The organism is Desulforamulus profundi, from assembly GCF_002607855.1.
The window spans coordinates 43,397-69,131 of sequence record NZ_AWQQ01000054.1 but is presented as its reverse complement, the minus strand read 5'-3'; the positions used below and the strand labels follow the sequence as shown (position 1 = coordinate 69,131).

The following is a 25,735-nucleotide window of genomic DNA, read 5'->3' as shown; positions in this document are numbered from 1 at the left end:
TGGGGAGCTTTACAGACTTTATTTGGCCGCAGCCTGGGAAATTGCGGTATAGTGCTGCTGCACATAGCGCTCGGAGATACCGCTGCCATGGGGGCGGCTTTTATGTAAGTAGAGATCAAAATGTCCCGTAACACCGTTGTCCGGAGTGGTATCTACGCTGTGGGGCATACCGGAAAGGGAACCGGCAATATTTCTGCCGTTTTTATGAATGACAACCGGGCGGGGCGACCAGGCCCACTGGCCGAATAACTCTTTCATGGTTTTTGTATCCTCTGAGGTTGCAGGTTCTATGTCACAATGATTGCCGGCAGACAGGACCTTTAAATTGAGGTTCACCCCCGTCTTGCAATCGGTAACGGAAAAAACCTCACCGCTCTTAAACAAAGATTTTCCCTCAGTAAACCAGTTAACCAGTTCAACAGTTTTTGGTTGAGCCCTTTGCGCATTGGCATCTTGCTGGGTGTCTTGCTGAGCACCCGGTTGTTCCTGATCCGGTTGGCCCACTAACCAGTCATGGGATTGTGATCTGTCAACTGCACCCCTTGAAGGCAGTGCCGCACCGGAGATAAGCAAGCGTTGGCCAATGGACAGGTTATCACCTGTCAACTTGTTCATTCGTTTAAGTTCTTCCACTGTGGTGCCGTAGGTTCTGGAGATCACCCAGAGGCTATCCCCTTTTTTACGGTGTAAAAGGTCCCGGCAAAGGCTGTGCTGTTAAAGAATAAAACACTGGAAATAACCAGGCTGCAGACAGTTACCTTATTTAAAAACATAAAAATCTCCTTTTTCTACATACAGTGGCACAAAAAGCCATATATTTAATTGTACCTGTAATGGACAAGCATATCAACGAGAAAAATATCTCAGTGTGGTCCTATTTTTCTAATCAACCAACATTATTCTTGCTGCATTATATACCATTAATTTCCAATATATTGTAATTTACCATTAAAAATAACCCGGTAGCATTTCCCGGGATTCCGTTAAAATATTGCTATTCTATTTGACTAAAAGGGTTTTTACCGGTTATATGGCGAAATACTAGCTGGATATCTTATTCCCAGCTGTACCTGTGCTTATCATGGGGCCTGTGGCGCGGGTCTGGGAGTGGGAGTTTTCTTCAGCATTTTATACGACGCCACCTGCGCCAAAGATGTGGAGCGGACGATCTCCATGAGGGCCGCCAACGCAGCCCTGTGCGCCATTGCCAATACCGACGGCCCGGGCTGCTGTAAACAGAGCGTCCGTTCTCGGAAGCGCTGCTGGATAAAATCTCGCGCCAGGGAGTCCGGGTTTACCCGGTGGAAATCCATGCCATTAAAAAGAGACTGCACAACGATAAAATTATTCTGGGTTACGGTCATTTGATGGAAAAGAAAATTAAGGAAGGGATCGGCAATTAAAGGCGGTACTGGAGGAGGAAATTGGATAAGCGAAAGGTTTTCTCTGGTGCACGGTTTTTTTATCTTTTATAATGGTGAATAAAAAACAGTAGGTGAAGGGCAATGAGCAAGAGCAAAATAAGAAAAAATCTCAGCGATGAGGAAATGCTGGCCAATTATAAAGAAGAAATCACCTTTGAAAATGCCTGGGATGATACAGCGATTGCCAGGCCCGTATCCAAATCCGTTAGGAAAGACTCGGAGAGGGAAGGGATTCATTCTTTCTTTACCCCGGAACTGCAGGAACAGGTGGGGAAAGCTCTGTTAGAGCTGAAAGTTCAACTCTATAAGGAAGGGATCATTAACTATAAAATTGAGGTAAGCAGAGAAGGCCGCCAGGTGATTTTGACTGCGGTGAATGCCGTGGGTAAGAAAAAAAGTACTGATAAAACTGCCGGGAAGAAAAAGTGAGAAGGCAAAACAAAGCAAAGGCTGCCGTCAACGCCGGCAGCCTCAAATACGCCACCCCCCAAAAACTATGGGGTCCCCGACATCTTGCCAACCGTTCTATGCCCAATTACTTCTGCCCCTGCGGGGGACCCTTTGCATAAAAACAAAATGTCACCCGCTGCCTACCGCAGTAAATACCGAAAATAGGATAAATAAGTGGCAAAGAAAGGACAAAATCGGGCTCTCCATGGTTGTTAAAATAGAGACTGAGATTAATCAAATTTCAGGGGAGGAGTGCACTTGAAAGGGATTTTCGGGGGAGCCGTTTATTTATCGCTGGCCGCCGGAATTTGGGGCGGTATGTATGTAGTAAGCAAATATGCCTTGGACACCATTCCACCTTTTACCTTGCTATTTTTGCGCTACTTGATAGCCTCTTTCCTGCTGGGGTGGATTTGCTGGTTAAAAAGAGAAGAACTGGTTCCCACCAGGGAGAGATGGCTGATTTTCCAGATCGGTTTTGTGGGCTATTTTCTTTCCATTGCCGCCCAGTTTATTGGAACAAAGCTTTCTTCAGCCCACATGGGCGCGGTCATCACTACGTTATCACCGGTCTTTCTGTCAGCTTTCGCCGTCTTGTTATTGAAAGAGAAGATCACTGTAAAACAGGTGGTCTCCATCGACATTGCCCTGACCGGGGTACTGGTGGTGGTGGGAATGCCCGGCCTGCAGGGTGAAGGGTCGGCCCTGGCAGGGGACTTGTTCTTATTGGCCGCCGCCCTGTTCTGGGGCTATTACTCGGTGCTCTCCAGAAAGCTTCGTCCGTTTACTCGCCGCTGCAGATTACCACCTGGGGCATTGTCATTGCCACGGTGCTTACCTTTCCCTGCATTTTCTTTGAGCTCTCCGATTGGTCTACCGGGGACTTGGTCAAGCTACCCATTCTCTTGAGTGTCCTTTACATTGGGATCATTTCCACCGCCCTGGCATTTTTCAGCTGGAACAAGGGGTTGGCCCTTGTGCCATCCCACCAGGCCGGTCTTTTCTTCTTCTTTCAACCGGTGGTGGGGACACTGCTGGGATGGTTTTTCTTACATGAGCATCTCAGCCAGTCTTTCTTCATTGGCAGTTTGTTAATTCTCGCCGGCGTCTACTACAACATGAAACAAAATAGTGCAAGCAATTAAGTTAAAATGCTTAAGTAGTATCCCTGGTGGGATACTACTTATTTTTTTACTTCAGCAAGACCAAGAAAGGTTAGGTGTTATGCAAAAAATTTCTCTTAAAATTTACCATGAAGAGGAATTATGGCAGGTTGTCTAATGTGCTATAGACAAAGATAATTGATTGATTGTTCAGGCAATGGGTATGAGAAGAGAGCATTGTTTCATCAACCGTCCCTGTTTGAATTCAGGCTTTCTTTGAATGCATAAACCACATTAATAATGATTAGCGACAAAAGTAGAAGCTGTTAAAGAAAGGGTTTTCCAGCGGACTGAGCGAATTGGAAAGCAGAGAATTTTGCTAAGGGGGAACCTGTGTGAGCCTTCGATTCATTATCGGGAGAGCGGGCAGCGGGAAAAGCCATACCTGCCTGGAGGAGATTCGCCGGGAACTGCGGCGCCGGCAGGAGGGCCCGCCCGTCATATTGCTGGTACCGGAACAGGCCACCTTCCAATATGAATACATGTTGGTGTCCACACCGGGGCTGCAGGGCATCATGCGGGCACAGGTCTTAAGCTTCCGCCGCCTGGCCTGGCGGGTGCTGCAGGAGGTGGGAGGGGCTGCCAGGACCACATCGGGGAACTGGGCAAGCGCATGGTACTGCGCCGCATTCTGGAACAAAGGAAGTCTGAATTAAAGATTTTTCACCGGGCGGCCAGGCAGCCCGGTTTTGCAGACAGCCTGGCCGGTGCCCTGTCCGAGCTCAAAATGTACCGGATTAAACCCGCTGATTTACAAAAGAGTATTCAGCGGCTGCAGCAGGACCGTGACAGTGCCATACTGGATAAGCTGCGAGACGTAAGCCTGCTGTATAGCCAGCTGGAAGAGTTTCTGGCTGGCCGGTTTACCGACCCGGATGATTACCTGAACCTGCTGGCAGAGCGATTGGGGAGCGCTCCGACGGTGCAAGGGGCTGAGATTTACATAGACGGTTTTACCGGCTTTACCCCCCAGGAATTTGGGGTCATTGAACAGCTTTTGGTGACGGCAAACAGGGTAAGCGTAGCATTGTGTTTCGACCCGGTTTACATAAAGGAACCCTGTCATGAACTGGATGCATTCTATCCACCCGTGGAGACCTACCATACCCTGAGAGAAATGGCCGGTACCTTAAGGATCGCTACGGAGCCTCCCGTGCTGCTGCAACACGAGACACCCGTACGCTTTAAACATAGTCCGGGCATCGCATATCTGGAGAAAAACTATTTCCGCTACACGGCTGTGCCCGGTGAACAAACAGCAGGGGTGAGGCTTACGGCCTGTGCCAACCGCCGGGCGGAAGTGGAGGCAGCGGCCAGGGAAATCCTTCGGTTGAGCAGGGAAGAGGGACTTCGCTGGCGGGAAATGGTCGTCATGGTAAGGGACCTGGCCAATTACAGCCATTTGATCGGCACGGTTTTTGAAGATCACGATATCCCTTATTTTATTGACCAGAAAAGAACAGTGCTGCACCACCCCCTGGTGGAGCTTATTCGCAGTGCCCTGGAAACGGTGTCCCAGCAGTGGGCCTACGACCCGGTTTTCCGCTATTTAAAAACCGACCTGGTACCGGTGCGGCGGGATGAAGTAGACAAGCTGGAAAACTACGTGCTGGCCCACGGCATTCGTGGTTCCCGCTGGAGCGATGGCCGGGATTGGACCTACCGCAGGCGCTACACCCTGGGCGAAGAACAGGAGTGCAATGAGTGGGAGGCCAGGGAACTGGCCTTGATTAACCAGGTACGTTACTCGTCCACCGAATCGCTGCTGAACTTTAACCGGAGGGTCAGTGAGGTCCGAAATGTGCGGGAGATTACCGCAGCCCTGTTTGAACTGCTGGAGTCCCTGGATGTGGCAGCAAGGCTGGAAACCTGGGCCAGGGAGGCGGAGCAACAGGGGCGGTTGGTGGAAGCCAGGGAACATGCCCAGCTGTGGCAGAACATCCTGCTGCTGCTGGATGAAATTGTGGAGGCCATGGGAAAAGAGCAACTTTCCCTGGAGGAATATGCCCGGGTGCTGGAGTCCGGGCTGGAAGGCCTGAAACTGGGCTTGATCCCGCCGGGACTGGATCAGGTGGTGGTGGGAACATTGGAGCGTTCCCGCAACCCCAATGTGAAAGCGGCGCTGGTGCTGGGCATCAGCGACGGGGTGCTGCCCGCCCGGCCCGGCGAAGAGGGTTTGTTTAGCGATTTTGAACGGGAAGCCCTGCGGGAAGCGGGGATTGCCCTGGCCCCGGGTTCCCGGAGAAAAATATTTGATGAACAGTACCTGGTCTACGTGGCGCTGACCCGGGCCAGCCAGGTGCTGTGGCTGAGCTACCCCCAGGCGGACGATGAGGGAAAAGCACTGGTTCCTTCCCAGATCATCTCCAGGATCAAGGAACTGCTGCCCGGCCTGCAGGAACGGGTGGTTCCGGTGGAACCGCCCGGTACGGACGGGGATTTGGAGTTTATCGCCTGCCCGGGACGCAGCATGTCTTATCTGGCCGCCATGCTGCAGGAAATGAAAGCGGGCCGCCGGGTGGACCCGGTCTGGCTGGACGTTTACTCCTGGTTTGTACAGCAGCCTGCCTTTAAGGAAACCTGCGGCCGGGTGCTGGCCGGGTTGTTTCACGTTAATCAGGAAACCTCCCTGTCCCGGGGGCTTGGGCAGCGGCTTTACGGCAGCCGGCTGAAGGCCAGCGTGTCCCGGTTGGAGAAGTTTACTGCCTGCCCCTTTGCTCACTTTCTGTCCCACGGGCTGAAGCTGAAGGAGCGGGGGCAGTTTAAACTGGCGGCGCCGGACCTGGGACAGTTTTTCCACGCTGCCCTGAAAAACGTTGCCGACCGCATCAAAGAGCAAGGAACGGATTGGGCACAGCTAACCAGGACCACGGCAGGGACCATGGTGGGAGAAATTGTGGAAGAACTGGCTCCCCAGCTGCAAAATGAAATCCTTCTCAGCACAGCCCGCCACCGCTACCTGATTCGAAAACTAAAGAGTACGTTGGAAAGATCGGTGCTGACCCTGGCAGAGCATGCCAGAAGGGGCGTCTTCCGCCCGGTGGCGGTGGAAATCGGCTTTGGCGAGCAGGCGGAACTGCCGCCGGTACAATTTGACTTGGGGGACCGGTGCGTGATGGAAATGGCCGGTCGCATTGATCGCATCGACTGTGCCAGGGAAGGGGGCAAGCCGTATTTTACCATTATCGATTACAAATCCGGCCAGGCCGAACTGAAACTGGCGGATATTCTGCACGGCCTGAAGCTGCAGCTGCTGATGTATTTGGATGTGGCCCTGCGGCATGCGGATCAGCTGGTGAACCAGCCGGCCCTGCCGGCGGCTATGCTGTACTTCAGCGTTAAGGACCCCCTCGTTGCCAGCACAGGTCCCCTGGCTGCGGCAGAGGCGGAGAAGGGGCTTCTCAAGCAGTTGAAAATGAAAGGCCTGCTGCTGGCGGATCCCCTGGTGATTGCCCAAATGGACAATCAACTGAATGGCCAGTCGGAGCTGCTGCCAGTGGGGTTGAAGAAGAACGGGGAGTTTTACAGCAATTCCAGGGTGATCAGCGAGGAACAGTTCAACCTGCTGAGAAGCTACCTGGAGGAAAAATTGAAGTCCACCGGCCGGCGGATGATCTACGGCGAAATCGAAATCAGCCTTACCGGCGAGGGAAGGACAAGGCCTGTCGTTTCTGTATTTTCAAGCCGGTGTGCCAGTTCGATCCCCTGCTGGAGGACAACATGTATCGCCTGTTGTTTGACCTGGAGGAGCCGGCGCTCTGGTCATTGATAAGGGAAAGTCTGGGTGATGATAACCATGCGTGATAAAAAATGGACCGATGAACAATGGGCCGCCATCACCACCAGGGACACAAATTTACTGGTGGCAGCTGCGGCCGGGGCAGGCAAGACAGCGGTGCTGGTGGAGAGAATCATCCTGCTGATTACCGACCCGGTCCGGCCGGTGGATGTGGACCAACTGCTGATTGTCACCTTCACCAATGCTGCGGCTGCGGAAATGAGGGAGCGCATAGCAGGCGCCTTAAGCAAAGCGTTGAAGGAAAACCCTCACTCCAGGCGGCTGGCCAAACAATTGGCCATGCTGAACCGGGCCTCCATTACCACCCTGCATTCCTTTTGCCTTGACCTGCTGCGGCGTTATTTTTACCTGCTGGATCTCGACCCGGGCTTCCGGGTGGCCGATGAGGTGGAAGCAGAACTGCTGCGGCTGGAAGTGCTGGAAGAACTATTTGAAGAACGATACAACCGTGAGGACAATGAAACCTTTGCCCGTTTGGTGGATGCCTACGGTGGCCAGCGGGATGACAGCAAGCTTCAGGACCTGGTCCTGGCGCTTTACCGCTTTTCCGGCAGTCACCCGTGGCCCCGGTTCTGGCTGGCAGAGATGACAGAAACCTTTGCCCTTTCGGAAGGTCAATCGTTGGATGATCTGCCCTGGATTTACCAGGTTAAAGAAGAGATAAGTCAGGAAATGCAGTCTGTGCTGCGCCTATTGAAACAAGCCGCCGGTTGGGCCGGACGGCCGGGCGGGCCGGAGCTTTACTGCAAAAACCTGACCGAAGATCTTATTCAGACAGAGCCGCTGGTTGATTGCCGTGAGGTAAGCTGGGACAAGCTGTACCGGTCCTTTGCCGGAATCAAATGGGGCAAGTTAAGTCCCTGCCGGGGGGAGGTGGACGAAGGTCTTAAGAACAGGGTACAGGCCTTGAGAAATAAGGCCAAGGACAAAGTGAACGAAATCGTCAACACCTATTTCTGTGCCAAACCCGAAATTCTGCTGCAGGATTTGCGTTCCCTCCACCCCCTGATCAAAGAATTGGCCGCCCTCACGGTGGAATTTATGGAACGTTATCAAAAGAAGAAGCAGTCCAAGGGTCTGGTTGACTTCGGGGATCTGGAGCATTACTGTCTGTCCATCCTGCTGGACAAGGCAAGCAAGCCCGGGGAAATGATACCCTCCGCCGTGGCCCTGGAATTAAAAAAGCAGTTTGCTGAAGTGCTGGTGGATGAATATCAGGACATCAATGCGGTGCAGGAGACTGTCTTACAGCTGGTGTCCCGGGAGGACAACCGCTTTATGGTGGGGGACGTCAAACAAAGCATCTACCGCTTCCGCCTGGCGGAACCCGGGCTTTTCCTGGGGAAATACCGGCAGTACGGAGTGACGGGCAACGCTGCCGGCTGCCGTATCGATTTGAGCAAAAACTTCCGCAGCCGGCTGGGTGTGGTCAATGCCGTCAACTTTATTTTCCGGCAGATCATGACCCGGGCCGCCGGGGAAATCGATTATGACGAGGCGGCAGAACTCCGGTACGGCGCTGATTTTCCTGCATTGGAAGGGGTCATCACCGCCGAGGGACCGGTGGAACTGCATTTGATCGACGGCAAAGATGCACAGCCTGACCAGGCAGAACTACCGGATAACTGCGAAGACAATGAAATGCCCGACCCGGACGGGGAACCGGAGGAGTTGGCGCCGACCAGGCGGAGGCAGATTGGTGGGCCGGCGTATTCTGGAGATGATCAAGGGTAGAGAGTTGTCCACGGGACCGGAGTTTATGGTCTGGGACAAAGAATTGGCCCAATACCGCCCGGTGACCTATCGCGATATTGTCATTTTACTGCGGGCAACCACCGGCCGGGCCAATACCTTTTTGGAAGAATTGCGGGCCATGGGGATTCCCGCCTATGCGGAGCTGGGTACAGGCTATTTTGCAGCGGTGGAGGTTGAAACCTTTTTATCTCTGCTGAAAATCATCGACAACCCCCGGCAGGATGTTCCCCTGGCCGGCGTCCTACGGTCTCCCATAGTGGGTCTTAAAGCGGAGGAACTGGCAGAAATCCGGCTGTGCAACTGTGACGGGGACTTCTATGATGCGGTGGTTTCTGCCGCCCGGGCAGATTTGGAGGAACTTTCCCGCAAACTTACCGGTTTCCTGGCCAAGCTGGACCGGTGGCGTTCCCAGGCCAGGCGGGGGCCCCTGGCAGATTTAATCTGGATGCTGTACAGGGAAACCGGGTATTACGATTATGTCGGAGGTATGGTCGGCGGCACCCAGCGCCAGGCCAACCTGCGGGTTCTTTATCACCGGGCCAAACAGTTTGAAGCCACCTCTTTCCGGGGTTTGTTCCGCTTCCTGCGTTTTGTGGAACGCCTGCAGGACGCCGGCAGCGATCTCGGCTCGGCCAGAACCCTTGGTGAGAGCGAAGACGTGGTGCGCGTTATGAGTATTCACAAGAGCAAAGGGCTGGAATTTCCGGTGGTCTTTGTGGCCGGACTGGGCAAAAAATTTAACCTGATGGATTTAAACAAAGAACTGCTCATGCATAAGAAGCTGGGTTTGGGTCCCCAGGTGATCAACCTGGCAACCCGGGTCTCCTATCCCAGCCTGCCCAAACTGCTACTGCAGCAGCAGATCAAAAAAGAATCGGTGGCGGAAGAGATGAGGGTCCTCTATGTGGCCTTGACCCGGGCCAGGGAAAAGCTTATTCTTGTGGGAGCGGTGCGGGATCTGGAGAAGTCCCTGGAGAAATGGTGCTCCTCCGCTGCCCAGGCCGGTTGGCCGCTGCCCGATACCGAATTGACGGCTGCCAGGACCTACCTGGATTGGCTCTGTCCTGCCATTGCCCGGCACCGGAACGGCCAGGCCTTGCTTCAGCTGGCCCGGTCGGAGGCACAGCCATTGTCGGAAGTGGCAGCGGATGCTTCCACCTGGCAGACTGCCTTTATCAATTTGCATCAGGTGCAAAACCCGCCCCGGGACAACCGGCAGCAGGTGGCAGGACTGCTGGAAAAAGTAAAGGCGCTGGCTCCCCTTGGGGACCTGGGACAGGCGGCAGAGATAGAGCGGAGGCTCAACTGGCGCTATCCCCTGGCGGAGTTGACGGCAAAGCCGGCCAAAGCAGCGGTTACCGAAATTAAACGCCGTTTTGATGAACTGGCCCGGCTGGAGGACGAGGCCGTGCCCTACCGCCCGAAAATCACCGGGCGGCCCAGATTTTTGCAGCAGGACAAGGGCCTTACCCCGGCGGAAAGAGGTTCTGCCATCCACCTGGTGATGCAGCACATACCACTGGAGAAAATCCCGGCTGAGCAGGACATTCACAGGCTGCTGGAACATCTTGTGGCCCGGGAAATATTGCTCCCGGAACAGGCCGCCGTGATTGACCCGGCTCAAATTACCGGCTTTTTTGCCAGCCCGCTGGGACAGAGGCTGCTGAATGCCGGGAAAGTACAGCGGGAACTGCCCTTCAGCCTGGCCCTGCCGGCGGTGGAGGTCTACCCGGAACTGTCCCGGGCCGGCGACGGGGAGGTGGTCCTGGTGCAGGGTGTCATTGACTGCCTGGCGGACGAAGGGGACGGGCTGCTGCTGATCGATTACAAGTCCGATGCCGTCCACCCCGGACAAGCCTCCCCGGCAGAACGTTACCGGGGTCAAATCAATCTTTATACCCGGGCGGTGCAAAATATTCTGGGAAGGCCGGTTAAGGAAAGGGTCATCTACCTGTTTGACAGCGGGGAAACCCTTTACTTCGGCGCCTAAAGAAACGGAGAAACGGTGCCGGTTGTTGAATTCAACAACCGGCACCAAAAAGAAAAAGAGGTCAGGACAGGGAATATGCAGGACAAAAGGTTGTTACTAAAGGCCGCTTTCCTTTCCCAAGTTGTCATTTTATTAACCGGGCTGGCAGCGCTGTGGTTCTTTTATGTGCGGCAGGGGACCGTTGGGAAAGCATTTTCAGATTGGACAATGCAGGCCTGGTGCTGGGCTGCGGTACGCTGCTGGCAGCGGGCCTGGTGATCATGCAAATACTGCTGGTTATCTTCGTGCCCCATGATAAACTGCTGGATGACGGCACCAACAAAATTTTTTACACCTTTTCCTACCCAACCCTCGCTCTGTTAATGAGTTTTGGGGCCTTTGCGGAAGAACTGTTGTTTCGGGCCGCCATGCAGCCCGGTTTCGGCATCGTTCTCACCAGTGTGCTGTTTGCGGTCATTCATGTCCGGTATTTAAAGAAATGGATATTGTTGCTGGGCACCTTCGTAATGAGCCTGGCCCTTGGCTGGCTCTATGAAACAACGCAAAACATCTGGGCGCCCGTTTGGGCACATTTTCTGGTTAACTTTGTGATGATCTGCTTCGGAAAGAACGGGCTGTTTATTCCAAAGGATGACTCCGAAGCAAGTCAAAACTAATAAGGTCACAGGGGGACATATGAAGAAGCGGAGATTTAAGAAGGAGTTTAAAGTGCATTAAAAATACAGGGCATTGATCTGGCCCTGGCCAGAACGGTCTGGAGCAAAAGATCCCAGCCATACAGGCTGCCACAATCTTCATAAAGTGGAATTATTTACTTAGTCTTAAGAGGGGAAATCAGTGGAGTTGGTCATTTCCCCGACAGGAATTTGTATAAATTTGCAGAATATAGTAGACAGAACTTTTCCTGGTGTTGTCAGTCTTATGTTACAAGACATAAGCCTGGCTTTTTTGCTTTCCTACATGAATTGGGTCGAAGGAACTATAGTAATAAAACAGCAAAAATGGTATGATTTACTGTAATTAACCAGTTAAAAACCTGGATCCTTTGACATCCGGTTTTTTATGTCTATGACAGAAATTTTGACAAAAGGGGACAAAGGGATGAAGCTTAAGATTTTAACATTGTTCACAATCCTGACCGTAATCCTTACCTTCTCCAAGCCAGCCACAGCAGCCCAGGTTATTGTCGACGGTCAGCCCCTGGAGGCTGAGGTGATGCTGGAAAACGGTACAACTTTGGTACCTTTAAGGGCGATCTTTGAAACCTTAAGGGCCAGCGTCCGCTGGGACCCCGCTGCCAAAACCATAACTGCGGTAAAAGACGATGTAACCATTGTGCTGCCAATTGGCTCCCCCAGCGCCTACCGCAACGGCGTGCAGGTTTCCCTGCAAGTGCCGGGCAGAATTATCAAGAACATCACCATGGTACCCCTGCGCTTTGTCTCGGAATCCTTGGGGGCAGAGGTTCAATGGGTCAGTACCACACAAACGGTGATCATCACCTCAGCACCGGTGCAGCAGGAGACAGTTCTTGTCTTCCATCAGAATATTAAAGAGAACAGTGACCCTTTGTATAACCAGGTTTTAAAGGGTCTTAAAGAGGCAGAAGAAAAAGTGGTTTTCATGACGGATAACCAGGAGCAGTATGGCGATGTAGAAAAAGTATTGTCTGTGGCCCAACAGGTCCTGCAGGATCATCCTTACTTGAATTACATAGAGTCTCTGGAAGTGAGGGTCCGCAGCGGCAGGACAACCTGTATAGAAATACTCTTTCAATATAATTTCCCTGCCCGGGAAGTAAAGGAGATGATCCAGGCCGTGGAGGAAAAATCCCTGGAGATTATTAAAAAGGAAATTAAACCGGGTATGACGGATCTGGAGAAGGAAAAGGCCCTGCATGACTATGTCGTACTGAATACCAGGTATGATTATGAAAATTATCAAAGCAATGCCATCCCCAAGGAATCCTATACCGCCTACGGGGTACTGGTGAACGGTGTCGGCGTATGCCAGGGCTATGCAGCAGCCATGTGCAAGCTGCTGGACATGGTAGGTATCGAAAACCAATTTATCATAGGAACCGGCCACAACAGTCGCGGTACCGAATCCCACGGCTGGAACAAAGTAAAAATAAACGGCCGGTGGTATCACCTGGACACCACATGGAACGACCCGGCACCGGATCTACCCGGCATGATAAGTTATAAATATTTCAACCTTACGGACGATGAAATAAAGAAGGACCACAGCTGGAGCGAAACAGAACAGGGCTTGTTTCAAATAAAATAGCTTAATGGGCCTGATTTTATTTCAGGTCTTTTTAAATCCGTAACCTTGGATTTGATTGCCCTAATCATTGTGTAACCTTGTAAATAAAAAATGGTATAATAACCATAAATAATCACTTCATTCAACCCTGGAGTAATTTAAGAAGCAAGCATTCTAGAACATAAAGGCATGGGAATTTTTACATCAGCAGATAAGCTTAATTCCCCTTACCCATACAGGTGGCCGCTGCGATGGCGGCGCCGATACCAGAACCGTTCCTGGTCAGGACGAGGGATACCCTATTTGAGTTGTCACGATATATTTCTTTAAAGACATTGTTAATATTTGCCACATAGCCGGGCATTTTTTCAAACAGGGAGCCGTCCGCCCCGATGACATGGTCCCTGTTAAGCTCCGGATCCACATGCCGCACGATACCGACGTAGGTGGCGGCAATCAGCCGGGCAGACCTGGTGGTAACCAGTGAGGCAATCCTTTGCAAAGCCTGCCTTTCTTCCGGAGTTAAACCTTTGACGCTCCAGTTTGTTTTTAGCCAGCCGGAGATATGAGCCAGATCGGGAGTCTCGTCCGCCAGCATGAAAGCCAAATCCCCGGCCGTAATTGAATCCGCAGCAGCGACAAAATCAGGAATTTTCTCTTTAAAAAGCAGCCTCTGTTGTATCAGGTCCGTAAGGATTAAACGAAAAATTTCACCGATGTACCGTCCTGAAGCGGCTTTTTCCAGAAGCTGCTCCCCCGGTTTTTCACTGGCCTGGTCCAGGATTTTGTCATAATAGGTCAGGGGAAGCTTGTTAAAATTACCGGACTCCATGTTGATGATCATAGGTCCCTGGGAGGAAGGTTCCTTCGGTTCGATATAACAGGAGTTATGACCTGTGCCGCTAATGGAGCCGATGTCGGCGCAGGGATCGCAATAGGCAGCAGTGAGCAGCGTCCCCGTGGTATCGTTAATGATTGCCACAGGTTTAACATTGAACAAGCTATTCTTTGCCAGAGCCCTTTCCAAGAGACCGGTAATTTCCTGGCCTTCCACGCCGGATGTTTTAAATTCCTTGGTCCAATTCAGTAATACCGCCCTGTTGGCTCCTATTTGCCTGCAGGGAAAGGAGAAGGTATGGCCCAAAGGATAGGTGCTGTCATGCTCCAGTAAATTTGCGATTTGTATGGCGATAAAATCAAACAGATCCCCGGCATTGGCATCCTGGGAAGTATAATCATAAGCTCCGCAGGGGTCTTTCAGTAAGAAAGATTGCTGTTTTCTGATCTCAAAACGGCCGCCCCCAAAAAGATCAACCAGCTGCAAACGAATGTTGGTTCCCCCAAAATCGATGGCTAAGAAAGTTCCTGTTTCTCTGCCGTCGGCGGTTTGTAAAAAAGTGCGAAGCATTTTGAGAGAACTTTTTCCGGACAAACCCTCTGCCATTTCTTTTTTAAACTTCATGGCGATCTCCAAAATCTCGGAAGCCGGCAGCCAAAAATTTTTTTCGATGCCGCTCAATTTCTCCGCTAAAACTTCCGTCATTGTAAAGCCCCCCTATAGGCATGCCCTTTGGTAAACCGATTTCATTCCTGTGGATTTGGTCATATTTCCCATCTATTTAATAACAATTATACTCAAGAAATATTATATCTTAAATGCCTGGTATTGATTTTATCATGTTTTTTCACGGTACATGGGCCCTATCTTAAAATATTTTCATAATTGGTCATGTTCTGAATTTTTCATCTACCAGGCAGGAATTTACGTAGATCTGTTAAATTGGTCTACAATCGATTGCAAAGAAATTTATGAAATGGCCCCGGACACCCTGAAGGCCATTAAGCAGAAAGGGCTGCGGGTGCCGCATACCGCACCCATTTTGATATTCTGCGGGCGGGTGATTTGGCGTCGCGGCTTTATTTAGCCTACCGGGCCGCTACGATATCGTACTTTTCAATTTTGCTGTCTGCCAGCAGGACGATCAGAACCAGGATCACCGCCCCCGCGATATAAGGGATGTTCATGTTAATATCATATAACACGCCACCGACCACCGGGCCTAAAATCCGCCCCAGGCTGCCAAAGGATTGCATCAGTCCGATGGAGGCGCCCTGTCCCCCGGTGGAATTTTTACTGACCAGGGTGGAGGCGCTGGGTCCCATCAGTGAGCCGCCGATATTAAAAATGGCAGTGCTGGCAAACATGGCGCCCATGTCGGGGGAAACCCATATTAAAAGCAGCCCCGCAGCGGAAATGGCTAAGCCGGCCTTGATTAAATTAACATCGCCAAAACGCTTCACCAGCTTGCCAATGAATCCTCCCTGAACAACCACCCCGATCACGCCGAGAACCGTAAACAATGTCCCCATTTCCTTTGGGCCAAAGCCAACCCTGTCTTTGGCAAACAGGGCAAAGGTTCCTTCAAACATGGCCATGGTGAAATGCAGGATAAAACCAAGGAGAAAGAGAGTAAACAGGGGATGGTTGATGACGCCCGGGGATAACCTGGCCTGGGCTTCTGTAACCTGGCTGCCCCGGTCGGTGTGCGATTCAGGCAAGAAAGCATAGGCAAAGGGACAGGTTAACAGGGCCAGGCCGCCCGCCGCAAAGAAAGGCAGGTGAAAGCCGTAATGGCCCAGCCATCCTCCCAGGGCAGGGCCAAAGATCATCCCCACTCCCATGCGGCGCCCATCATACCCATACCCCTGGACCTTTCGCTTTCCCCGGTGGAATCGGCAATATAGGCCATTGCCGTGGGCAGAGTTGCCGATGAGATGATACCGGACAGGATTCTCACGGCAAACATTATCCACAAATTGTTGGCAAAGCCAAAGAGAATAAAGGTAATGGCGTAACCGCTTAAACCGATCAGAATGACCGGCCGCCTGCCAATCCGGTCTGACAACCTGCCCCAAAAAGGAGAAAAGAAGAACTGCATCAGGGAGTAAGAAGCCATAAAAAGCCCAAGGATTGTGGGGCCTCCCCCCAGGTGGGTAATAAAAAACGGCATAATGGGAATGACGATACCAAAACCCACCATAACCAGAAACAAAATAATAAATAAAATGGCTATGGCTGTTGTATTCTTTCTCATAGGAATCCTTTCGGCCATCATAAAATTAACGGTAAATTTAATATAACCAAAAAAGAGCAGGAAGGTAAACCCTTCGCTGCTCCAAAATATTTATGAAATTTTACTCAGGCCAGGCAGCCTGCGGCGATTTGCTGAATTTTACATCCCACAGCACATGCATTCTCAAACTTTCGTCCTCTTCAATATTGCCGGATATTTTCTTATTGGCAATCATAATATCAAAGGGTATCTTTACATAATTATCAAAAAGTAACTTGCCGGCTTCTTCCTTGCGGAAAGCTATGGGCAGGCGCACCCCGTTTTGCCACTTCACCAGCAGCAGGTACATATCGGCTTCGGGATCATAGGCCCAGTTGGGAGGGAAATATTCTCCCCCGGCCTTTTCCAAGGGTTCCGTCCAGGCGGGATTTACCAGTACCATGGTGGTACGGGCAAATTCTTTGCCGTTTTCTTCATAATTTAGATCTGCCCAGGCGCCGAAATCCGGGCTGTAAGCAGCGCCGCCATACTCCTGAATCACATCAAACATTGGTTCTTGTGCCATCTCTAATCCTCCTAAATTGAAACTTTGCTTTATACTCGTCCTTTTGGACATTATTCCCATCTTAAAACAATTCAATCTGTTCCTGCTTGTTTTTTATCTTTTCGCCTAAAAGGTTCTTGAGATTAGGACTTCCCTCCCGTAACCACAGCTTGTAGCCCTGGGACTGCAGGACAGTCTCCGGGCTTTTGCCGGCCGTCATGCCCACAAAGGTTCCGTCTAACTGCCAGATGTACAGGTAGACCTTGTCCGACGAAGGACTCACCTGAACCTTGGCTACGCACCACTGGCTTTTGTGTTTCCAATAGATGTATTGTTGATCCATACGCTTGATTTCCACAGCGGAACCCCCGTTATTTGCCGTTCCATTACCACATTCGCCATCCAAGTGGAAAATCCTGTTTTAAAATGCGGCGAGAGAAAAACTTCAACGGGGTACATATATAGGTATGGTTCTATGGCAAATGACCCCGTACTACCCAACATTTCTTGCATTTTTCTAACACGAAAGGGTATGTATAATAGTTTGTAGAAGTAGCATTTAATTAACAACCATATGGAGGGTTCATTATGACTATAGAAAAAGCGGTTCAGCAAGACCCATGGGGTACCAATGTGGAAATTTTACCGGATTTTTGGGTAGATCCGGAGAAATTATCCGTTATGCAGGATTTAATGTTTTCCGGCATCAATGTTATGCTGACCGGCGACCCCGGCACAGGAAAAACCGAACTGACCAAACGACTGGCCCAGGCCCATAACCTGCCCTTCCACCGGGTCAATGTGGGGGCCATTCGCACCCCCAGGGACTGGTTTGGTCACTGGGAATTTATCGGGGGACAAACCGTCTTTATCCAATCCGAATTCGTAGCTGCCATTCAGCGCCCGGGTATTGTGGCCCTGGATGAATTCAACCGGGTCACGCCGGACATTCACAACTCCATCTACACCATCCTGGACCACAACCGGGAAGTATTTATCGAAGAAACCAAACAATACATCTCCGTCCATCCCTGCTGCATCTTCATCGCCACCGAAAACCGGGGCCGCAGCCATACCGGCACCTTTATGGAAGACACCGCGGTGGAAGACCGCTTTGAAACCCTGCAGTTGACGCTACCGCCCGTTGAAGTAATGGCCGACCTGCTGGAAAAGGTCTACGGCGCCACCCCGGACCACGCCCTGCTGCTGGCCAGGATCACCCATAAATTAAACACCCTCTACCACGAAGAAAGCCTGAGCCGCCCCACCGGCTTCCGCCCGGCCATTTCAGCCGCCGCGCTGGTCAAACGGGGACAACCCTTAAATACCGCCCTGAAATACACCTTCGTGAACCGCTTCTCCCCGGAGGGTGGCGTGGACAGCGAGCAAACTACGGTGCTGCAGGTGATTCAAGCGTATTTGAAATAACAATAGGCAAGAGTTGCGGAGTATGGAATACCCGTAGGGTATGCCATGCAAAACATACCTCACGGATCTGCAAATACCGAACAAACCAACCTACTAATGGAGGTGACATCCAATGGCCTCTCCAACCCAAACAGAACTCTGGAAAAACAAAAGCCTCTCAGACTTCTGGCTCACCGGCCGGGGTTTGGACAACAACAAGAACGGCACCGGCCAGCAATATGCCCTCTTCAGCCACAAACTCCTGACCTCCGAAGACACAGACGCCCAGGCCATGGCCATGACAGCCATCCTGGGGGCGGTATCCAGGGTGGTGGACATCGTCCATGGCCGCCATAAATTTATCGTCAACTTCAGCTCCAAAGAAACCAGAACCGATTTTGCCGCCAAACAAATCGCCCTCAGCGCGGAACCACTTTTCAACCCCCCCAAGGGATACCTGATGCCCGACATCGTGGACGTACTGACCGGCATGGCCCTGCATGAGGCCGCCCATGCCCAGTTCAGCTCCCCGGAATACTATACCGAAATGCCGGGCAACCCCTTTATGGCGGTAATCCGCAATGTGGTGGAAGACACCTACGTGGAACACCTGACCACCTTGTATTACCCGGGTTATGCGGGCTACTTCTGGAAGCACCGCCGCTATGAATTTGACCTGGACCCTGACAAATGGGCCCATAAGCCCACCAAAAACCTGATGGAAAACGAACTGAATTTACGTGCCACAGAATTTTTGCTGGTGATGCGATCCTCCAGGGACTATGTCTCCCGGTTGGCCAGGGTCAACAACGTGGCGGACATGCTGAAAAAGATGATCTACATTGACAACCCGGCCCGGTTGGAGAAACTGAATACCCGAACGGTAGCCAGAAAAATTTACGACGAACTGTTTGGCAACCTGGTGCAGCATGATATTGCCTATTCACTGCCCAGTTCCCTGCTGGATTACAACAACCGGGGCAAACACCAGGCGGAGCCTGGCAGTGCTACGGCCAACAACAAAACCAATATCCCCAGCGATCTGCAAAACCTGATTCAAAACATGCGCCAGGAGCAGCTCCAGGTGGCTAACATGAGCGAATTGATGGAAGCGGGTCTCGACCCCGGTTACCCGCCGCCACCGCCGCCCATGGTGGTTTTCCGAAGGTCATTACCGGACGAAGGAGCCGCTGAAAGATATGAACAGGCCCGCAGCGTGGTTAAACCCTTTGTCATTCGACTTAGAAACCGTTTGAGTTGGGCCAACACCCGGCAGGTGATCAACCAGTATCAACTTCCCAGCGGCGAATTGGACGAAGACTCCCTTTACCAGGCCAGGTTTTCCAACAAAATTTTTCGCTGCACGGAAATTATCGAAACCCGCACCCGCAATCTGGACATCGGCCTGCTGGTGGACACCAGCGCCTCCATGGTGTACCCTGCAGGGAATGGAAACTCCAGAGTAGAATTGGCCCGCAACCTGGCAGCCCTGTTTGTGGAGGCCCTGGAACCGGTTGATTCGGTGAAAACCTGGGTCTTTGGTTTTAACCTGAAAGGCGCAGTAAATATGTACGAACTCTACTCCCCCGGTTTAACCAACAAAGCCCGCATCGGCATGACCGGAGCGGAAGGGACCACCCCCGAGGGTACCGCTTTGAAATATGCCGCTCTCCGGTTAATGTCCGAAGGTCGTCCCTTTGTGCAAAAGGTTTTAATTGTCATTGCCGACGGCAATCCCAACCCCGGACCGGAGACAAAACTGGTAAAAGAACAGGTAAGGCGTTTGAAAGCCCTGGGGTGCAATACCATCAATATTCTGGTGGGAGACCGCCCCCTGGAATATGGTTACGAATACAGCATTCCCTGGACCGATTATTACACTGTCACCACCGAATTCGGTCGACTGCTGAAAAAGCTGGTTGAGAAAGAATAGGATGAAAAAACCTGCAGTTAGGAATAAATGGTTTCAACTGCAGGTTTATCATTTTTAGGATTTATTCTTAAAAAATAGGATTTTGGATTGCAGGCAAGAGCAAGAAAAAGTATTTTGTCAAGATTATTTAAGAAAAAACCAAGAAAAACATCAAAGAACATTATTCAAACAAATTTTTCACTATGAGTACCGATTTTTACTCTAAAAAGTATATCTTTTTATCTCGAAAAGAGTAATGACAAATAAATTTTGTCATACCATGAATAATCTTTATAAATGTTCAAATACGTAATGATAAAGATTTGCTAATGAAAAATATTTTTTATTTTAGTGCAAAAAAAGTACTTGAAATCAAAAAAACCTTTTGATAGCATAACCGAAAACAGAAGATGACAAAGAATATCTCCCCTATAAAAATTTATTGCCAATAGAATAATTTATTTACAAAATAATTGTCATAAAAAACCTGCTTTTTATGTGAAGCAGAATTCGTCAACCGGTTATATATTCATTAGCTTTAGGTTTGGGGGGTGAAGGATGTGTTTTTTCGCAAGATAACCACCAAGAAAAACGGCAAAGAGTATGTCTATGTAAAGTTAATTGAAAACTACCGTCAAGATGGGAAGGTTAAACAACGGGTCATTGCCAATTTTGGCAGCGTGGATAACCTGTCCTCGGATCGTATTAACTGCTTGATTGCCAGCTTGAGAAAACTGCACAATGAAATTGAAACCCAGGTAAATGAACCTAAAGTTTCTCTGAATATTACTTCACAGGCCAATGAAATCAAAAGGTTTTTGAATATCTCCCACTTGAAGCAGGCTATGACTCAACTATTGGGAGAGCGAGCTTACGAGGTAGCAGAGGCACTGGCCATTAAATTCATGACAGCCGGTGAAGTCAACAAACCTGTGCAAGAGGTCTGTAAAAACATGGGCCTGGTTGATGCAACCAGTCTGCAGTTTTACAACGTAATGAAAGCATTAGGCCAGGATGAAGCAAAGGAAATTTTGCTAAAAACCAGAATTCCTGTTGCCGGTGGTAATGATAATATTCACAAGCCCGTCATCATCCATCTCTTTAAAGGTACGTTTGAAGGGAATTCCTTTGACGTTGACATGACGGGGAGTGTTTACATGCCACAGGGTTATCAGAAAGAAATCTTTCTGCTGTTGGCCTGCGACCATCAAGGTGCTCCGGTTGATTTTGAATATGCGGAGGAATCATGCGACATCCCCCGGCAACTAAGTGTCCTGGTTAAGAGAATAAAGAACCTGTTGTCCGAAAACATCCTTGTTTTGGACGAAGAAAACCTTCTCCACAACACCACCTTGCCCGTTGCCAAACCGGTCTCGGATGTGCATGGAGAAATCCTGGCAGCACTGGAAAGGGGGAGTGTGCTAAAAGATAATAACGTATTCTTTCAGGTTGTCAGGCATAAGCAGGTAAGTGAAGGGAAGATCAAGGAGATCAAAGCAAAACTGGCCAAGGTTTCTGCCGGTTTGGAAACCATCAAAGCAGACGTTTTACTGGGCAAACTAACCAAAGAATCCATTGTTCGCAAGAAAGCAGACAGTGTTATCAAGACCAACCAGTGTGAAAATCTGGTTACTTACAGTTTTAATGAAAGTGACCAGTCATTCAGTTACAGCATTAACGAAGAAGGTCTGAACCAAAAGAAACAATCGAAGTTCATGACCACCTGGGTCCTTCATAATGCCGGCGCCGGGGAACTTCCCATGCAGGATGGGCTGGACGTTAAAACAGACCAGTTCCATGTGATAACGGATCAATTAAAGATACCGCCCATCAATTTATATGTAGATTACCATTATTCACCGGAAATCATCTCAGGCCATATACAGCTTGAGATTCTTAAAAACCAAATCCTCAACGCAATGAACACACCGCATCAAGGGGGTGAGATATAAGAAAAAATTTTTGTCAATACAAATTTCTTCATTTTCTTTCTGATTTTAGCACCTTCGCAAAGAACATTCAATACGTTGGGGCAAATAATTAATGAATATTTGTCACTACCATTAGACAAAAATTTTAACCTTAAGCACCTTTTGAGACTTGATTTGAAGGGGGTTGCCCAAATGCGCGGATTGTATGAAGCGTTAATGTCCGCATCCAGGGCTCACGCCAAATGGGAACTGGAAATGTCCAATAACATCATCAAGAACAGAAAACATTTGCTGATTTTAGCAATCATGATGCTTCCTTTAGTTATTCCGGCCATTGGTCATGCGGCAGATTTACCTTATTTCATTGGCGGCAAAAGTGCCTTCGGACCTTCTCACTATAACCCCACCATGTTCTACGGTTCCATGGCTGTGGGTATCTGTGCGGGTCTGATTACCGGCTGTATCGGTGCCGGCGGTGGTTTCGTAATCACTCCTGCCTGATGAGCTTGGGCGTTAAGGGGATCCTGGCGGTCGGTACCGACCAGTTCCACATCTTTGCCAAAGCCATCATGGGTACTGTAATTCACAAAAAACTGGGTAACGTTAACGTTCCTCTGGCCATTGCCTTTCTGGTGGGTTCCGGTGTGGGTGTTACCGCCGGCGGCAGCCTGAACCGGGCGTTGTTTAATGCCAACCCTGTGTTAAGCGACTTTATGATCAGCACAGTTTATGTTGTAATGTTAGGCTTCCTTGGTTTTTACTCCATGTATGATTTCATTAAAACCAGACATCAAACCGGTGGAGATGCCCATGGCGGTCCGGTGGGCATGACTAAACTGGCCATTAAATTACAAAGCATCAACCTTGCTCCGATGGTGAAGTTTGACGAAGACATCACACCCGGCGGCCGTAAGATTTCCGGCTGGTTTGTGGCTGTTTGCGGTGCCATCGTTGGTTTTGCCGCAGCCATCATGGGTGTGGGCGGCGGCTTCCTGACCTTCCCGATGTTTGTTTATGGTCTGGGTGTTTCCTCCTTTACCACCGTTGGTACCGATATTCTGCAGATTATCTTTACCGCCGGTTACAGTTCCATCGCCCAGTACGCCATCTATGGCTACATCTTCTATACCCTGGCCATGGGCATGCTGGTGGGCTCCCTGCTGGGCATCCAAATCGGCGCAGCCACCACCAAGGTTGTTTCCGGCATTTACATCCGTGCCTTTTACGCCATTGCCATTATGGCCGGCTTTGTGAACAGGGCCTTTGCTCTGCCCGAGAAAATGGCGCAGATGGGTTATATTCAAATGGATGCAGCCACCGGCAAGCTCCTTGCCGATATCGGAGCCTGGATCTTCTTTGGTTTGGTACTTCTATTTGCCGGCTGGATCATAATGTCCTTTATCAAGGGTATCCCCACATTGAGGCTGAATCTGCCAAAGGCGCCGTGGCATCCGGTGGGAAAGGAGTGAGCCATTAATGATTAGAGATAGCAAAGCCTTTTTTATCGGGCTGATTATGATGGCATCCTTCCTGGGTATCTATGCGTACATGATGAGTCCGTCCTTCGGCAACGGCAGAAACGGTTTGGAATTTGCCGATGATATGTTCAACTCCATTTCCAAGGGTTCCGTTTACGATGTAATCCAGGGTGAAGTTAAAAAGATCGACAAGTGGAACGGCACTGAAATTGAGGTTGCTTTAAAGTGCAAAGACGAAGCGCAGGCTGACAGGTGGTCCAAGGCTTTACAAAAGGTGGACGGCTCAGAGGTTAGCGTTGATAAACAAAACGTTAAAGTAAAGGCCGACCTGGGCAAACTGCTGGCAAACATCTCCGAAGACTGCAGCAATATGTTTGAAAATAAGGGTGATGTTGTGCAGCAGAAATATGGTACCGACCCCAGGGATGCTACCAACCGCTGGTACAGCATAACAAAAGCCATTGTAAAAGACCTGGAAAAACAGGAGAGGTTTAAGGAGTCAGTGGCCATAACCCAGTTCCAGAAAAAAGTCATTGAGCCTTCCTACAACTACTACGGAGTAGAAGCCAAGCAGGTAAAGGATAACAGCGGCGTCATGACCTTTATGATGGTGTTCTACCTGATCTACACCCTGTGGTATGGTTTCGCCATCTATTACCTGTGCCAGGGATTGGGCATTACCATGAGTAAATCCGCTAAAAAACAAGAAGCATAAACGAAAAACACCCCTGGACGGGGTGTTTTCTCTATGCATATCAAAAAATATAAGTTTGGGATATCCCTTTACCTGTAGTGGATACCTAATAATTTTAGATACGACTTTCTATTTTTGTCAATACTTTTATGAGGTTTTTACACCAATTAATTATTTGCAAACTTATACCAGAGGATGTGACAGGTAAAAGGGGGGTAAAAAACCCCTTTTTTAATAAAATATTATTGACAAATAAATTATGTCAGGCCAATAGAATTATGGATTCATGCTTATTTTTATAGGGTTAAATACCAGTGCGCCTGGTATTTTTTATTTTTGTGCAAAAAAGTGCTTGCATTTATAAAACCTCTTTGCTACTATTTGCACAAAGTTAAGAGACAAAAAATAGGCTACTTAAAATGATGAAATGAAAAAAATAATATTAAGTATTGGGGTATATTTACCAAGAAGATTGGGAGTGAAGGTGTGTTTTTTCGTAAAATCACTACCAGGAAAAACGGTAAAGAATATGTCTACATCAAGCTGATCGAAAATTACCGGGCCAACGGTAAGGTGAAACAGCGTGTAGTGGCGAACTTCGGCAGCATCGAGAACCTTTCGCCGAACCGAATTAACGGTTTAATTCTTAGCTTAAAAAAGCTGTATAAAGAAGTTGAAGCCCAGGATCAGAAAAACTTTGACTTCAATGAATTAACATCTCAAATCCCCAGTCTAAAGGAACTCTTAAGCAAAACAAGAATTATGCAGGAACTGCGCAATGTCATTGTCCAGGAACCGGTGGTTCAAATTTTAGATGCGCTGATTATCAAGTCAATGGTGGCCCCGGAAGTGAAGACCCCCATCCATGAGGTCTGCAGGCAAATGGGTTTGGCAGAGGCCAACAGCATCCAATTCTACAACGCACTAAGAAGATTGGGAGAGGAGTCAGCCAGAATTGCCTTCATAAAAGCCAGATTGCCGGATGCCCAAGAAAGTGGGATTATTCACAAACCCGTCTACATTCATATGGTAAACAGTGTTCTTCAAGGAAATTCCTTTCACGTTGATGTTGCCGGTAGCCTTTATTCACCCCAGAACTACAGGAAAAAATTTACACTTCTGCTGGCTTGTGATGAAGACAACAATCCTTTTGATTTTGAGATTGTCAAAGACAACAACGAGTTGTCAGCAAAGATAAAACAACTGGTGAACCGTCTAACCCATTATTTGACAGGAGATGTTATCATACTGGACGGGAAAGACAGCCTGGATGAAAGTTCCGTTCCATACCCGGTGGCGTACCACACCCGGGAGATACCAAAAGAAGCAGCCCTATTATTATTGTCACAGGGTCGGGCCGTTTATGAAGGTAAGGTTTTCTTTAATACCATCAAGTTAGAACAAAAAAATGAGGCAGAGATTAAAGAAATTAAAGCCAACCTGGCCAAGGTCTCCGCGGGCCTGGAAAATATCCGGGCAGACATCCTGCTTGGGAAACTAAACAAAGAGGCACAGGTACGAAAAAGAGCAGATGCAGTCATAAAAGCCAACAATTGTCAGGACCTGGTAGCTACCAGTTTAATGAAGCCGGCCAAACCTTTGTCTACCAGATTAAAGAGGAGATCCTGAAAAAAAAACACAGTCCACAGTAAAAACGACCTGGACCCTTGCCGGGGAAAAGCTAAAACAGGTTCAGCTGATAAACAATGTCAATATAAAAACTGACCGGTTTCATGTTATAACCGATCAGTTGAATATTCCACCCGTCAACATGTTTGCAGATTTTCATTACTCAGCGGAAATAATCTCAGGTCATGTTAGCCTGGAGATTATTAAAAAACAAATA

21 protein-coding genes and 2 pseudogenes are annotated in these 25,735 nt (G+C 49.5%); 17 read left to right on the top strand and 6 right to left on the bottom strand.

The genetic code is table 11. The features are described 5' to 3' along the window. Window positions 1–18: 18 nt before the first annotated feature. Complete coding sequence (locus P378_RS09430; RefSeq protein ID WP_099083067.1) at window positions 19–660, bottom strand: LysM peptidoglycan-binding domain-containing protein; 642 nt, start codon at window positions 658–660, stop codon at window positions 19–21. 378 nt (window positions 661–1,038) lie between these two features. Between P378_RS09430 and P378_RS18980 the strand changes: the two genes are divergently transcribed. From P378_RS18980 to P378_RS09390, 11 genes and pseudogenes are all read left to right on the top strand, one after another. Beyond that, entirely contained in the window at window positions 1,039–1,368 is a 330-nt protein-coding gene (locus tag P378_RS18980; RefSeq protein ID WP_338013895.1) for a DUF5714 domain-containing protein, read from the top strand. A gap of 137 nt (window positions 1,369–1,505) precedes the next feature. Then, the gene (locus P378_RS09425) at window positions 1,506–1,853 is read left to right on the top strand and encodes a hypothetical protein (protein WP_099083066.1); all 348 of its coding nucleotides are present in this window, start codon (window positions 1,506–1,508) and stop codon (window positions 1,851–1,853) included. Next, window positions 1,850–1,993, top strand: coding sequence for a hypothetical protein (locus tag P378_RS19525; protein WP_180261046.1), 144 nt, complete (start codon window positions 1,850–1,852; stop codon window positions 1,991–1,993). Before P378_RS09425 ends, P378_RS19525 begins: the two co-directional genes overlap by 4 nt. A 139-nt stretch (window positions 1,994–2,132) precedes the next feature. Continuing rightward, a complete protein-coding gene (locus tag P378_RS09420; RefSeq protein ID WP_238473080.1) occupies window positions 2,133–2,783 on the top strand; it encodes a DMT family transporter in 651 nt (216 codons plus the stop codon). Beyond that, window positions 2,669–3,019, top strand: coding sequence for a DMT family transporter (locus P378_RS21545; protein WP_338013894.1), 351 nt, complete (start codon window positions 2,669–2,671; stop codon window positions 3,017–3,019). Before P378_RS09420 ends, P378_RS21545 begins: the two co-directional genes overlap by 115 nt. A gap of 353 nt (window positions 3,020–3,372) precedes the next feature. Beyond that, window positions 3,373–6,841 (top strand): annotated as a pseudogene (gene addB / locus P378_RS09415) (helicase-exonuclease AddAB subunit AddB). Further along, window positions 6,834–8,570 (top strand): UvrD-helicase domain-containing protein, encoded by a 1,737-nt coding sequence (locus P378_RS23550; RefSeq protein ID WP_338013886.1) that lies wholly within the window; start codon window positions 6,834–6,836, stop codon window positions 8,568–8,570. Before addB ends, P378_RS23550 begins: the two are co-directional and overlap by 8 nt. Beyond that, on the top strand, window positions 8,536–10,581 hold the full coding sequence (gene addA, locus P378_RS23545) for a helicase-exonuclease AddAB subunit AddA (RefSeq protein ID WP_338013885.1): 2,046 nt from the start codon (window positions 8,536–8,538) through the stop codon (window positions 10,579–10,581). The genes P378_RS23550 and addA overlap by 35 nt, the downstream gene beginning before the upstream one ends. Window positions 10,582–10,596: 15 nt before the next feature. After that, on the top strand, window positions 10,597–10,839 hold the full coding sequence (locus P378_RS19520; RefSeq protein ID WP_099083065.1) for a hypothetical protein: 243 nt from the start codon (window positions 10,597–10,599) through the stop codon (window positions 10,837–10,839). After that, window positions 10,782–11,237, top strand: coding sequence for a CPBP family intramembrane glutamic endopeptidase (locus P378_RS09400; protein WP_180261045.1), 456 nt, complete (start codon window positions 10,782–10,784; stop codon window positions 11,235–11,237). Before P378_RS19520 ends, P378_RS09400 begins: the two co-directional genes overlap by 58 nt. Window positions 11,238–11,682: 445 nt before the next feature. After that, on the top strand, window positions 11,683–12,870 hold the full coding sequence (locus P378_RS09390) for a stalk domain-containing protein (RefSeq protein WP_099083062.1): 1,188 nt from the start codon (window positions 11,683–11,685) through the stop codon (window positions 12,868–12,870). Between the two features lie 196 nt (window positions 12,871–13,066). On the opposite strand, the gene P378_RS09385 is transcribed toward P378_RS09390, so the two are convergent. From P378_RS09385 to P378_RS09365, 5 genes are all read right to left on the bottom strand, one after another. Next, window positions 13,067–14,392, bottom strand: coding sequence for a hexokinase family protein (locus P378_RS09385; RefSeq protein WP_099083061.1), 1,326 nt, complete (start codon window positions 14,390–14,392; stop codon window positions 13,067–13,069). A gap of 383 nt (window positions 14,393–14,775) precedes the next feature. Then, on the bottom strand, window positions 14,776–15,531 hold the full coding sequence (locus P378_RS23540) for an MFS transporter (RefSeq protein WP_338013884.1): 756 nt from the start codon (window positions 15,529–15,531) through the stop codon (window positions 14,776–14,778). Beyond that, a complete protein-coding gene (locus P378_RS23535) occupies window positions 15,516–15,944 on the bottom strand; it encodes an MFS transporter (RefSeq protein WP_338013883.1) in 429 nt (142 codons plus the stop codon). The genes P378_RS23540 and P378_RS23535 overlap by 16 nt, the downstream gene beginning before the upstream one ends. Before the next feature lie 100 nt (window positions 15,945–16,044). After that, complete coding sequence (locus P378_RS09370; RefSeq protein WP_099083059.1) at window positions 16,045–16,488, bottom strand: hypothetical protein; 444 nt, start codon at window positions 16,486–16,488, stop codon at window positions 16,045–16,047. 61 nt (window positions 16,489–16,549) lie between these two features. Next, window positions 16,550–16,825 (bottom strand): hypothetical protein, encoded by a 276-nt coding sequence (locus P378_RS09365; protein WP_099083058.1) that lies wholly within the window; start codon window positions 16,823–16,825, stop codon window positions 16,550–16,552. Window positions 16,826–17,055: 230 nt separating this feature from the next. Here P378_RS09365 and P378_RS09360 point away from each other — a divergent pair, with 230 nt between their 5' ends. The 6 genes and pseudogenes from P378_RS09360 to P378_RS09335 all read left to right on the top strand — a co-directional run bounded on the left by P378_RS09360 (window position 17,056) and on the right by P378_RS09335 (window position 25,518). After that, window positions 17,056–17,895, top strand: a complete 840-nt coding sequence (locus tag P378_RS09360) for an AAA family ATPase (RefSeq protein ID WP_099083057.1) — start codon at window positions 17,056–17,058, stop codon at window positions 17,893–17,895. Window positions 17,896–18,007: 112 nt separating this feature from the next. After that, the gene (locus P378_RS09355) at window positions 18,008–19,807 is read left to right on the top strand and encodes a vWA domain-containing protein (protein WP_099083056.1); all 1,800 of its coding nucleotides are present in this window, start codon (window positions 18,008–18,010) and stop codon (window positions 19,805–19,807) included. Between the two features lie 539 nt (window positions 19,808–20,346). Next, window positions 20,347–21,738 (top strand): hypothetical protein, encoded by a 1,392-nt coding sequence (locus P378_RS09350; protein WP_099083055.1) that lies wholly within the window; start codon window positions 20,347–20,349, stop codon window positions 21,736–21,738. 171 nt (window positions 21,739–21,909) lie between these two features. Next, window positions 21,910–23,194: pseudogene (locus P378_RS09345) on the top strand (sulfite exporter TauE/SafE family protein). Next, a complete protein-coding gene (locus P378_RS09340) occupies window positions 23,194–23,910 on the top strand; it encodes a hypothetical protein (RefSeq protein WP_099083054.1) in 717 nt (238 codons plus the stop codon). Before P378_RS09345 ends, P378_RS09340 begins: the two are co-directional and overlap by 1 nt. A gap of 465 nt (window positions 23,911–24,375) precedes the next feature. After that, the gene (locus tag P378_RS09335; RefSeq protein WP_099083053.1) at window positions 24,376–25,518 is read left to right on the top strand and encodes a hypothetical protein; all 1,143 of its coding nucleotides are present in this window, start codon (window positions 24,376–24,378) and stop codon (window positions 25,516–25,518) included. The last annotated feature ends 217 nt before the right edge of the window (window positions 25,519–25,735 follow it).